At 63.9% G+C, this 12114-nt stretch carries 11 protein-coding genes and 1 pseudogene; 9 read left to right on the top strand and 3 right to left on the bottom strand.

The annotated features are described in order from the left end of the window. Positions 1 to 610, top strand: a pseudogene (locus tag AC629_RS25385) (FMN-dependent NADH-azoreductase). A gap of 58 nt (positions 611 to 668) precedes the next feature. On the opposite strand, the gene AC629_RS25380 reads toward AC629_RS25385, so the two are convergent. Continuing rightward, positions 669 to 851, bottom strand: a complete 183-nt coding sequence (locus AC629_RS25380; protein ID WP_084807687.1) for a hypothetical protein — start codon at positions 849 to 851, stop codon at positions 669 to 671. Between the two features lie 176 nt (positions 852 to 1027). After that, positions 1028 to 1801 carry a glucose 1-dehydrogenase gene (locus AC629_RS25375; protein ID WP_084807685.1) on the bottom strand — a complete coding sequence of 258 codons (774 nt, stop codon included), beginning with the start codon at positions 1799 to 1801 and terminating at the stop codon, positions 1028 to 1030. A 122-nt stretch (positions 1802 to 1923) separates the two neighbouring features. Between AC629_RS25375 and AC629_RS25370 the strand changes: the two genes are divergently transcribed. Next, positions 1924 to 2391: a winged helix-turn-helix transcriptional regulator gene (locus AC629_RS25370; RefSeq protein WP_084807686.1), complete on the top strand. Its 468-nt coding sequence runs from the start codon at positions 1924 to 1926 to the stop codon at positions 2389 to 2391. A gap of 236 nt (positions 2392 to 2627) precedes the next feature. Here the strand turns inward: AC629_RS25370 and AC629_RS25365 are convergent, their stop codons facing one another. Continuing rightward, the gene (locus tag AC629_RS25365; RefSeq protein ID WP_245331995.1) at positions 2628 to 2825 is read right to left on the bottom strand and encodes a hypothetical protein; all 198 of its coding nucleotides are present in this window, start codon (positions 2823 to 2825) and stop codon (positions 2628 to 2630) included. Between the two features lie 269 nt (positions 2826 to 3094). Between AC629_RS25365 and topA the strand changes: the two genes are divergently transcribed. The 7 genes from topA to AC629_RS25330 all read left to right on the top strand — a co-directional run bounded on the left by topA (position 3095) and on the right by AC629_RS25330 (position 11936). Then, positions 3095 to 5845, top strand: coding sequence for a type I DNA topoisomerase (topA, locus tag AC629_RS25360; RefSeq protein ID WP_084807662.1), 2751 nt, complete (start codon positions 3095 to 3097; stop codon positions 5843 to 5845). Positions 5846 to 5852: 7 nt separating this feature from the next. Beyond that, entirely contained in the window at positions 5853 to 8189 is a 2337-nt protein-coding gene (gene rnr, locus AC629_RS25355; RefSeq protein WP_084807661.1) for a ribonuclease R, read from the top strand. Then, positions 8177 to 8617 carry a DUF983 domain-containing protein gene (locus AC629_RS25350; RefSeq protein ID WP_084807660.1) on the top strand — a complete coding sequence of 147 codons (441 nt, stop codon included), beginning with the start codon at positions 8177 to 8179 and terminating at the stop codon, positions 8615 to 8617. The genes rnr and AC629_RS25350 overlap by 13 nt, the downstream gene beginning before the upstream one ends. A 32-nt stretch (positions 8618 to 8649) precedes the next feature. After that, positions 8650 to 9402 (top strand): NUDIX hydrolase, encoded by a 753-nt coding sequence (locus tag AC629_RS25345; RefSeq protein WP_084807659.1) that lies wholly within the window; start codon positions 8650 to 8652, stop codon positions 9400 to 9402. 222 nt (positions 9403 to 9624) lie between these two features. Continuing rightward, the gene (locus AC629_RS25340; RefSeq protein ID WP_084807658.1) at positions 9625 to 10950 is read left to right on the top strand and encodes an LLM class flavin-dependent oxidoreductase; all 1326 of its coding nucleotides are present in this window, start codon (positions 9625 to 9627) and stop codon (positions 10948 to 10950) included. Positions 10951 to 11157: 207 nt separating this feature from the next. Continuing rightward, complete coding sequence (gene rpmG, locus AC629_RS25335) at positions 11158 to 11325, top strand: 50S ribosomal protein L33 (protein WP_007603295.1); 168 nt, start codon at positions 11158 to 11160, stop codon at positions 11323 to 11325. An 80-nt stretch (positions 11326 to 11405) separates the two neighbouring features. After that, complete coding sequence (locus AC629_RS25330; protein WP_084807657.1) at positions 11406 to 11936, top strand: hypothetical protein; 531 nt, start codon at positions 11406 to 11408, stop codon at positions 11934 to 11936. The last annotated feature ends 178 nt before the right edge of the window (positions 11937 to 12114 follow it).

Genomic DNA, 12114 nt, shown 5'->3' with positions numbered 1-12114 from the left:
ATGAAACTCCTCCATATCGACTCCAGCGTGCTCGGCCCCCACTCCGTCAGCCGGCAGGTTTCCGCCGCAATCGTCGACCGGCTGCGGCAGGCGACGCCGTCGCTCGACATTGTCTATCGCGACCTGACACAGACCCCCGCTCGCTCACCTCTCCGGCTCGCACCTCGCGGCGGCCCAGGGCGCACCCGCGCCGGCGGAACTCGGACCCGACCTTACGGCAAGCGCGGCCGTGCTGAACGAGTTCCTCGATGCCGACGTCGTCGTGATCGGAGCGCCCATGTACAACTTCACCATCCCGAGCCAGCTCAAGGCCTGGATCGACCGCATCCTCGTGGCGGGGAAGACGTTCAAATACGACGCGAACGGACCGCAGGGTCTTGCCGGCAACAAGCGGGTGATCGTTGCGATCTCGCGCGGCGGCTATTACGGCGCGGGCACGCCGGCCGCGTCCATGGAGCACCTCGAAACTTATTTGCGCGGGGTGTTCGCTTTCATCGGCATCACGAGTCCTGAATTCATCATCGCTGACGGCATCCAGGTTGGCCCTGAGCATCGCGAGAAAGCGCTGGCGGGCGCACTTCAGGCCGCCACCAGCTTGCGTGCAGCGTAGAGCTCACGCGGACAACAGCCGCTGCCGGATTCCGGCGGCGGCTGACAGATCGGCGGAGCTAAAACCAGGCGCCCTGAACGCCCAGGATGACGGCCACCAGCGAGATGAACAGGCCGATTCCGGAGAAAAGAGCCACCCCGATCAACTCGGACGTATCAGAGCGCTTGGCGGGAATGCTGGAACGTTCGGTGTAAATACGCGGTGCTGAAATCTGCGAAAAAATGCGGGCTGCTTTCGGCATAATTGACTCCATTAAAATGAGTCTTTTGGCCCCCTGCCTGTAGAAATGTCTTTGCACCTCGCGCGAAGGTTCAACACGTCACGCAACGTTCAGAAAATACAGCTCGCAAGACGTAGGAACCGGACAGCGCAACCGCTTGCCGCTGCGATGTCCGGTCCAATTCTCACTTCACTTGATCAGCCTCGATAGATCGGCGCGCCGCTCGGAGACGCAACTGCGCCGCCATCGACGAATATCTCCTGGCCCTGAATGTGCGCAGAATCATCTGACGCGAGGAACAGCACCGTCTTCGAGATGTGATCCGGTTCACCAATACGTCCGAGCGGCGTCGACAGCGCAATCCGCTTCTCGAATACCTTCTCGGCCTCGGGGGTTGCGATCGCGGCGCCCCAGATCGGCGTGCGGATCGCACCGGGCGCGACCACGTTCACGCGGATGCCGCGCGGCGACAGCTCCGATGCCATGATCCGCGCCATCGCCCGTACGCCGGCCTTTGCGGCGCCGTAGGCCGAGTAGCCGGGAATGCCAAGCACCGAGATCACCGAGCCGTTGAGAATGATCGAGGCGTTGTCGTTGAGATAAGGTAGCGCCGACTGAACGGTGAAGAACACGCCGGTCAGGTTGGTGCTGATGACCTTCTCGAAGACATCCAGCGTCGCTGAACCGAGCGGCGTGCTGCCGGGAATGCCGGCATTGGCGAATACGATGTCGAGCTTGCCGAACTTTTCAGCCCCCTTCTTGATCGCAGCTTCCGTCGCGGCGACGTCGGTCGCATCGGCAGCGACCGCCAACGCGTTCGGTCCAAGTTCCTTCGCTGCGGCCTCCAGCGTCTCCTTGTTGCGCCCGGTGATGATCACCCTGGCACCCTCGGCCACGAACAGTTTCGCCGTCGCCAGCCCAATGCCGCTGTTGCCGCCGGTGATCAGGGCCGTTTTGTTCTTCAGTCTCACGCTCGCCTCCAGTGGTTGCATCATAAAACTAAGTTGCCATCTAGGGCGCATGGTTTTATGATGCAACCACACAAGTGCGTGATCGACGCCGAAACCTGGCGGACGCTGTGGGACCAAAGACGATGGTGAAACGAACGAGCTTTGAGGGGGATGCCTGCCCGATCGCACGGTCGCTGGAGGCGATCGGCGACTGGTGGTCGCTCCTGATCATCCGCGAGGCGCTGTTCGGCGTACGCCGCTTCGGCGAATTTCAGAGCAATCTGGGCATGGCGAAGAACATTCTGTCCGTGCGACTGCGCGCGATGGTGGACCACGGCATTCTGACGACGGCCCCTGCCTCCGACGGCAGCGCCTATCAAGAATATGTGCTGACACCGAAGGGCCGCGGCGTCTTCCCGGTCCTGGTGGCACTCCGGCAATGGAGCGAGGAGTTCGACGACCGGCCCGAGGAGATCGCGACCATCCTGGTCGATCGCGACAAGGGCCGTCCCGTAAAGAAGCTCGAGCTCCGCGCGGAGGACGGTCGCCTGCTCACCCCCGCGGAGACCACGTTGAAGCCGCGGCCGGCACGGCGCCGATCGGCCGGATAGTACCGGGTGCCGCCGCAACGCAATGACGGAGTGTGGCAACGGCATTCGCCGCTCTCGTGTCCCGGACGCGCTGCAACGCGCGAGCGTTGCTGCGCAGAGTCGGGACCCAGGAGGCCAGGGCAACAACTGCAGCATGGGCCCCGGCTCTGCAGCGCACCGCTGAAGAAGCGCTGCGCTGCGTCCGGGGCACGGGACTGGCGCTTCTGCGCGCAACTGCATCCCCGTCCCCGCGCCCCTCACGACAGCTTGCGCTTGCTCCGCAGCCTCAGGTGCTCGTCGGCCTCCAACTTCGTCATGCCCAGGAGATGATGCAGCACATCGAGCTTGTGGCGCTCGGCGAGCTTGCGCAATGCCGCCACCTGCTCGGCTATGAAGGCTACAGCCTCATCCGCGCCGCCCTCCCCTGGTTCCTCACTGCGCAAACGTGCTTGCACGCCTGACGCGGCGCGTGCGCGCTTCCTTCCCGGCTTTGTCACCCGACCCCATCCGAAGCCATGCCCCGCGGAAACTTTACGCCGACAGCGATCGCAACTCCAAGGTGGTATTTTACAACTTTTTCGATATGAAACTTTGCCCGTCGGGAGGGCTTTCAACACCCCTCGATTTGACAGCGACGGCCTCACCACCCATGTTCGGGTCGAAACGGCCGACCCGAATCCCTTCGAAATCGGCCCAAGATTTTCCCGTAAGTTACTGGAACTACATGAATATCGTCATTGTGGAGTCGCCGGCGAAAGCCAAGACGATCAACAAGTATTTGGGCTCGTCCTACGAGGTTCTGGCCTCGTTCGGCCATGTCCGCGACTTGCCCGCGAAGAACGGTTCCGTCGATCCAGACGCAAATTTCAAGATGATCTGGGAGGTCGACCCCAAGGCGGCCGGCCGGCTCAACGACATTGCCAAGTCCCTGAAGGGCGCTGACCGCTTGATTCTCGCCACCGACCCTGATCGCGAGGGCGAGGCCATCTCCTGGCACGTGCTGGAGGTACTTAAAGAGAAGCGCGCGCTGAAGGACCAGAAAATCGAGCGCGTGGTGTTCAATGCCATCACCAAGCAGGCTGTCTCGGACGCGATGAAGAATCCGCGCCAGATCGACGGCGCGCTGGTCGACGCCTATATGGCGCGCCGCGCACTGGATTACCTGGTCGGATTCACACTCTCTCCCGTGCTGTGGCGCAAGCTGCCGGGCGCCCGCTCGGCCGGCCGTGTGCAGTCGGTGGCGCTGCGCCTCGTCTGCGACCGCGAGCTCGAGATCGAGAAGTTCGTACCGCGTGAATACTGGTCGCTGATCGCGACCCTGCTGACGCCGCGTGGCGACGCCTTCGAGGCGCGTCTCGTCGGCGCCGACGGCAAGAAGATCCAGCGGCTCGACATCGGCAACGGCGCGGAAGCCGAGGACTTCAAGAAGGCGCTGGAAGCTGCCGCCTACGCCGTGACCGCGGTCGATGCGAAGCCGGCCCGGCGCAATCCGCAGGCGCCCTTCACCACCTCGACGCTGCAGCAGGAAGCCAGCCGCAAATACGGTTTCGCGCCGGCGCACACGATGCGGATCGCGCAGCGCCTTTATGAAGGCATCGACATCGGCGGCGAGACCACCGGACTCATTACTTATATGCGTACCGACGGCGTCCAGATCGCCCCCGAGGCGATCACCCAGGCACGCAAGGTGATCGGCGAGGACTACGGCAACGCCTACGTGCCGGGCGCCCCGCGCCAGTACCAGGCCAAGGCCAAGAACGCACAGGAAGCCCACGAGGCGATCCGCCCGACCGACATGTCCCGCCGCCCCGACAGCATGAGCCGCAAGCTCGATGCCGATCAGGCGAGGCTCTACGAGCTGATCTGGAAGCGCACCATCGCGAGCCAGATGGAAGCCGCCGAGCTCGAGCGCACCACCGTCGACATCACCGCGAAAGCCGGCGGCCGCACGTTGGAGCTGCGCGCGACCGGTCAGGTCGTCAAGTTCGACGGCTTCCTCGCCCTCTACCAGGAAGGTCGCGACGACGAGGAGGACGAGGATTCACGCCGCCTGCCCGGCATGAGCGCGGGCGAAGCCCTGAAGCGGCAATCGCTCGCCGTCACCCAGCACTTCACCGAGCCGCCGCCGCGTTTCTCGGAAGCATCGCTCGTCAAGCGCATGGAAGAGCTCGGCATCGGCCGGCCCTCGACCTATGCCTCGATCCTCCAGGTCCTGAAGGACCGCGGCTACGTCAAGCTCGAGAAGAAGCGCCTGCATGGCGAGGACAAGGGCCGCGTCGTGATCGCGTTCCTCGAAAGCTTCTTCAGCCGCTACGTCGAATACGACTTCACCGCGGGTCTGGAAGAGCAGCTCGACCGCATCTCCAACAACGAGATCTCCTGGCAGCAGGTGCTGAAGGATTTCTGGCGCGACTTCATCGGCGCCGTCGACGACATCAAGGATCTGCGTGTGGCGCAGGTGCTCGACGTGCTCGACGAGATGCTGGGGCCGCACATCTATCCGCCCCGCGCCGATGGCGGCGACGTCAGGCAGTGCCCGAGCTGCGGCAGCGGCCGCCTCAACCTGAAGGCCGGCAAGTTCGGGGCCTTCGTCGGCTGCTCGAACTATCCTGAGTGCCGCTATACCCGTCAGCTCGCCGCCGATGGTGAAGCCAGCGCCGACCGTTCGCTCGGCCAGGATCCCGACACAGGCTTCGAGGTCTGGGTCAAGGCCGGCCGCTTCGGGCCCTATATCCAGCTCGGCGAGCCCAAGGATTATGCGGAAGGCGAGAAGCCGAAGCGCGCAGGCATTCCGAAGGGCACCTCGCCCGGCGATGTCGATCTCGAGCTCGCGTTGAAACTGTTGTCGCTGCCGCGCGAGATCGGCAAGCATCCGGAAACCGGTCAGCCGATCACGGCGGGCCTCGGCCGCTTCGGGCCGTTCGTGAAGCACGAGAAGACCTATGCGAGCCTGGAAGCGGGCGACGAGGTCTTCGACATCGGCCTCAATCGCGCGGTGACGCTGATCGCAGAGAAGGTTGCCAAGGGCCCGAGCCGGCGCTTCGGCGCCGATCCCGGCAAGGCGCTCGGCGACCACCCGACGCTCGGCACCGTCACCGTGAAGAGCGGCCGCTACGGCGCCTATGTCACCGCTGGCGGCGTCAACGCAACCATCCCTGCCGAGTTCGAGAAGGACACCGTCACGCTGCCGCAGGCGATCGCACTGATCGACGAGCGCGCGGCCAAGGGTGGCGGCAAGACCAAGGCGAAGAAGGCAGCCAAGCCGGCCAAGAAGCCGACCAAGGCCAAGAAGGCTGCCGATGGCGATGACGCCGCGCCGAAGGTCAAGAAACCGGCCGCGAAGAAAGCCGCGGCCAAATCGAAAACTGAATCAACCAGCAAGGCGCGCGCAGGCGTGGCGTCGACGGCCAAGACGTCGCCCACCAAGGCGCCCGCCACCAAGGCTCCGGCCAAGAAGAGTGCCGGCAAGAATTAGAGGTTAAGTGAAACGCAAGAATGACCGTGGCTTTCCCGACCGGAATGCCATCGTCGCCTTCATCAAGGCAAATCATGGAAAGGCCGGAACCCGCGAAATTGCGCGCGAGTTCGGCCTGAAGAACGCCGATCGCGTCGAGCTCAAGCGCATCCTGCGCGAGCTCGCCGACGACGGAATCATCAAGAAAAAACGTCACAAGGTTTCGGAGCCGGAGAGCCTGCCGCCCACGCTGCTCGCCGACATCACCGGCCGCGACAGCGATGGCGAATTGATCGCCTCCCCCGCCGAATGGGACGAGGTCGAGAGCGGTGAGCCGCCGAAGATCCTCATTGAGATGCCGCGCCGGGCCAAGCCTGGCACCGCCGCCGGCGTCGGCGACCGTGCGCTGCTGCGCATCGAGCGCACCGACGAGACCGAAGGCCCGGCCTATCGCGGAAGAGTCATCAAGATCATCGACAAGGCGAAGAGCCGCATCCTCGGCGTCTTCCGCAGCCTTCCCGAGGGCGGCGGCCGCCTTGTCCCCGTCGACAAGAAGTTCGCCGACCGCGAGCTCAACATCGCCAGGACCGACACATCAGGCGCGCAGGACGGCGATCTCGTCAGCGTCGACATCGTCCGCTCGCGCGGCTTTGGCCTCGCCTCGGGCCGGGTCAAGGAGAAGCTCGGCTCGGTCAAGTCGGAGAAGGCGATCAGCCTGATCGCGATCTACGCCCACGAGATCCCACTGCAATTCTCGCCCGCGGCGGAGCGCGAGGCGGAGGCGGCAGAGCCGGCCAACCTGAAGGGGCGCGAGGATTGGCGCGACGTCCCGCTCGTCACCATCGATCCGCCCGACGCCAAAGATCACGACGACGCGGTCCATGCGCAGGCTGATGATGATCCGAACAACAAGGGCGGCTTCATCGTCAACGTCGCCATTGCGGATGTCAGCTTCTACGTGCGACCGGGCACCGCGCTCGACCGCGACGCGCTCGATCGCGGCAACTCCGTCTATTTCCCCGACCGCGTCGTGCCGATGCTGCCCGAGCGCATCTCGAACAATCTCTGTTCGCTGGTGCCGGGAGAGCCGCGCGGCGCGCTCGCGGTCCGCATGGTGATCGGTCCTGATGGACGCAAGCGCTCGCACACGTTCCACCGCATCCTGATGCGCTCGGCAGCCAAGCTGAACTACGCGCAGGCACAGGCCGCGATCGACGAAAGGCCGGACGACACCACCGGCCCCCTGCTCGATCCGATCCTCAAGCCGCTCTATGCCGCCTATGCGTGCGTCAAGCGTGCGAGAGACGAGCGCGATCCACTCAATCTCGATCTGCCCGAGCGCAAGATCCTCTTGAAGAGCGACGGCACGGTCGATCGCGTCGTCGTGCCTGACAGACTCGATGCGCACAAGCTGATCGAGGAGTTCATGATCCTCGCTAATGTCGCGGCAGCGGAAATGCTGGAGAAGAAATCGCTCCCGCTGATCTACCGCGTGCATGACGAGCCGACGCTGGAGAAGGTCCACGCGCTCTCGGAGTTTCTGGAGACGCTGGACGTCCCCTTCGCGAAAACCGGCGCGCTGCGCCCGACGCTGTTCAACCGCGTGCTGGCCCAGCTCGAGGGCCATGACTATTACCCGCTCGTGAGCGAGGTGGTGCTGCGCGCCCAGGCGCAGGCCGAATACTCCTCGGAGAACTACGGGCACTTCGGCCTGAACCTGCGCCGCTACGCGCATTTCACCTCGCCGATCCGTCGCTATGCCGACCTCATCGTGCATCGCGCGCTGGTCCGCGCGCTTGGCCTTGGCGAAGGCGCGCTGCCCGACAGCGAGACGCCGGAGAGCCTTGGCGAGGTCGCCGCGCATATTTCGCTGACCGAGCGGCGCGCGATGAAGGCCGAGCGCGAGACTGTCGACCGCCTGATCGCCCATCATCTCGCCGACCGCATCGGCGCGAGTTTCCAGGGCCGTGTCTCCGGCGTCACGCGCGCCGGCCTGTTCGTCAAGTTGAGCGAGACCGGAGCCGACGGCTTGATCCCGATCCGATCCCTCGGCACGGAATATTTCAACTATGACGAGAGCCGCCATGCGCTGGTCGGCACGCGCAGCGGCACCATGCATCAGCTGGGTGACGTGGTCGACGTCCGTCTGATAGAAGCAGCCCCGATAGCCGGCGCGTTGCGCTTCGAGCTGCTGCCGTCGGCCGGCGAGACCGCACCCCGGGAGCGCAGACAATTCCGCCCACTGCGCAAATCGTCCAAGGCGAATCCCGGACGCAGCCCGAAACAGAAGAAGCGCAGGCCGGAGAAGCAGAAGAAGTCCGGCAAGGCGAAGAAGGGCAAGAAGGGCAAGGCATGGTCACAATGAGCACCACCCCAAAAATCTGGACGCGCGAGACCGGCCTCGTCGAGAAGCGCGATCTCTGGAGCGCGATGAAGCGCGGCTTTCGCGGGCGCTGCCCGCGCTGCGGCGAGGGCAAGCTGTTCCGCACCTTCCTGAAGACGGCGGACAATTGCTCGAAGTGCGGCCTGGACTTCACGCCGCATCGCGCCGACGATTTGCCCGCCTATCTCGTGATCGTCATCGTCGGTCACATCGTGGTCCCGACCATCCTCTGGATCGAGACCAACTATTCGACACCGGTCTGGCTCACCTTTGCGGCCTATCTGCCCTTCACCTTCTTCGCCTCGCTGGCGCTGTTGCAGCCGGTGAAAGGAGCCGTGGTCGGATTGCAATGGGCTCTGCGCATGCACGGGTTTGACGAGAACCCTCCGGATGGTATTCCGCCTGTGTAAGCAAAATAAGCAAGAACAGTTTGGGTGAGGACATGACGGATACGGTGCAGACAGCGGAGAAGGCCAGGGTTCACGAGGAGAAGGAAGCCGATCACCATCCCTATTTCCGCCCCCGGGATGCGGCGACCCTGATCCTGGTCGATCGCAGCGGCACTACTCCAAAGGTGCTGGTCGGCAAGCGCCACGACAAGGTCGTGTTCATGCCCGGAAAGTTCGTCTTCCCCGGCGGCCGCGTCGACAAGGACGACTATCGCGTTCCGGTCGCAGCTCCCATCACCTCCGAGCTGGAAACCAATCTCGCCAAGGGTAGCCCGAAGACCCCGGCTTCGCGCGCGAAGTCGCTTGCCATTGCCGCGATCCGCGAGGCCTGCGAGGAGACCGGCCTCTGTCTCGGACGCAAGGCCGAAGGCAAGGTGGCCAGGCTCGAGGGCGCCTGGAAGCCGTTCGCGGATGCGGGCCTCCTGCCCGATCCCTCAAGCCTGTTCCTGATCGCACGCGCGATCACTCCGCCCGGCCGCGTCAAGCGCTTCGACACGCGCTTCTTCACGGCGGACGCCTCCGCGATCACCCATCGCGTCGAGGGCGTGATTCATGCCGATGCCGAGCTCGTCGAACTGGTCTGGGTCGAGCTCGGCTCGAAGCCGCTTGCGGACCTGCATCCGATGACGCGGAACGTGCTCAACGAGCTCGACACGCGCCTTGCCACCGGCCCGCTGCGCCACGATGCGCCGGTGCCGTTCTTCCACTTCTACGGTGGCAAGATGCAGAAGGATATCTTGAGCTGACTTGTCATTCCGGGGCGCGCGCAGCGCGAGCCCGGAATCCATGATCCCGCAATCCCCGCTGCCTAATGGATTCCGGGTTCGCCGCTGACGCGGCGCCCCGGAATGACGCGAACGTGCTGAGAGCGCATCGAAAAACAAAATAATCTTCCCGCGCCTCCCGATGGCGGAGTTCCGCGGCATGCCTATGTCTTCCCCCAACGACACCCAGAACGGATACGGGCGATGGCACAACGGCAACTCAAGCTTGGCGCGTTCATGCGCCCGATCAGCATCCACACCGGCGCCTGGCGCTATCCGGGAGCCTGGCCGGACGCCAATTTCAATTTCGGTCACATCAAGACGCTGATCAGGAAGCTCGAGGCCGGCAAGTTCGACGCCTTCTTCATGGCCGATCACCTCGCCGTGCTGAACATGCCGATCAACGCGCTCAAGCGCAGCCACACGGTGACGTCGTTCGAGCCGTTCACACTGCTCTCGGCGCTCTCCGCCGTCACCGAGCGGATTGGTTTGATCGCAACGGGCTCGACCACCTTCGATGAGCCCTACCATGTTGCGCGGCGCTTCGCCTCGCTCGACCATCTCAGCGGCGGCCGCGCGGGCTGGAACATCGTCACCACATCGAACCCGGACGCTGCGCTGAATTTCGGCCTCGACGATCACATGGAGCACGCCGAGCGCTACAAGCGCGCCCGCGAATTCTACGACGTGGTCACCGGTCTCTGGGATTCCTTCGCGGACGACGCTTTCGTGCGCGACGTCGAGGAAGGCCTGTTCTTAGAGCCGTCGAAGATGCATGTGCTCGATCACAACGGCAAATATCTGAAGGTACGCGGCCCCCTCAACATCGCTCGCCCCGTGCAGGGTTGGCCGGTGATCGTGCAGGCCGGCGCATCGGAAGACGGCAAGCAGCTCGCCGCTGAGACCGCGGAAGCCGTGTTCACCGGCGGTGGCAGCCTCGCCGACGGACAGAAGCTCTATGCCGACATCAAGGGCCGCATGGAGAAGGTCGGCCGCAATCCCGAGCACCTCAAGATCCTTCCCGGCGCCTTCGTCGTGGTCGGCGACAGCGTCGACGAGGCCAAGGAGAAGCGCGCTCTGCTCGACAGCCGCGTGCATTACGACAGCGCCATCGCCTCGCTCTCGGTGATCCTCGGCACCGATGCCTCAGGCTTCGATCCTGATGGTCAACTGCCAGAGATTCCGGAGACCAACGCCAGCAAGAGCGGCCGGCAGCGCATGATCGACCTCGCCAAGCGCGACAAGCTGACGGTTCGCCAGCTCGCCCAGCGCGTCGGCGGCTATGGCGGGTTGTCCTTCGTCGGCACGGCCAAGACTATCGCCGATCAGATGGAGGAATGGCTGGTCGGACGCGGCTCCGACGGCTTCAACATCATGTTCCCGTTCCTGCCCGCCGGCCTCGACGACTTCGTCGACAAGGTCGTCCCGGAGCTGCAAAAGCGCGGGATTTTCCGGAAAGAGTATGAAGGGGCCACTTTGAGGGAGAATCTGGGCCTGCCGCGGCCGAAAAACCGGTTTTTCGAGGCGTAATGGGCCCGATTTGAGTGGTTTCCAGGCCTAGAGCCTTCGTCGGGGCTCTAGGTTCTTGTTTTTGACGCGTTTTCTTTACGCGAACCGGTCCCCACTTCGCTGGAAAACGCTCCGAAACCTTGACATCAGGCGGTTTCTGGCTAGGTTGCCGGCCAACGCGGGCCGTTTGGCCGGCTCCAGATTCCCTTCATTTCTGAGGTTCAGAACATGGCCAAAGCGGTCACCATCAAGGTCAAGCTCGTGTCCTCGGCTGACACCGGCTTCTATTACGTCGCCAAGAAGAATTCGCGCACCATGACCGACAAGCTGGTCAAGAAGAAGTACGATCCGGTCGCGCGCAAGCACGTCGAATTCCGCGAAGCCAAGATCAAGTAAGATCGCGGGACGCTAGCGACTTAGGCGGGGCCCTTGAGGCCCCGTTTTTATTTACGGCCGATGGTCGTAGCCTGCCGTCCATGATCGCAACCCTGGACGATGGGCACGTCGGTGGCTACTCGGTCGCCTATAGCCGCGACGACACCTATTTCCCCGTCTATGTCACGGCGGCCCTCGCTGCGGTCTTCTGCACCGCTGCCCTTGTCACCGGCGCGCTCTACTGGCTTGCGCTCGCAGCGCTTGCGGCCGGTTTCACCTACTACAACATTCCGCTGCTCGAGACCGGCCGACCCACCATCGGCGCGAACCAATACGGCGTCTTCATCCAGGCCTTCGGCCTGATCCGGTGGCGAGCCATCGAGCGCATCGATCTCGTCGAGATCGCCGAACGCGCCATGACGGTGCACGAGCTTCAGATCGTGCTCAATGCGCCCCTCACCAGCGCGCTGGTGGCCGATTGGCGCAAGCAGCCTCCCTGGCGCTGGCTGATGCGCCTGCCCTGGCGGATGAGCCACACCAACATGGTACGGATCAATGTCGAGCCGTTCGATCAGCCGCCGGACATCATCCATCGCACGTTCCTGAGGATGTGGCGCTACTACCGCAGCTAGCAGGCTGTTGAAGAAGTCGGTAGCGAAGCGTTTCGTGTCGTGATTCTCTAGGATCAGGATTTAACTAGGGGGCGCGATGCGTGGGAGTGACGAACGGTCCGGCTCGCTTTTCAGTTATGTAGACCTGGAGGCTCGGGTTCGCGTCGACCACCCGCTTCGGGTGATCCGCGACTTGGCG

It is taken from the genome of Bradyrhizobium sp. NAS80.1, assembly GCF_001908205.1.
Lineage (GTDB): Bacteria > Pseudomonadota > Alphaproteobacteria > Rhizobiales > Xanthobacteraceae > Bradyrhizobium.
This window is presented reverse-complemented; position numbering and strand designations above follow the sequence as displayed.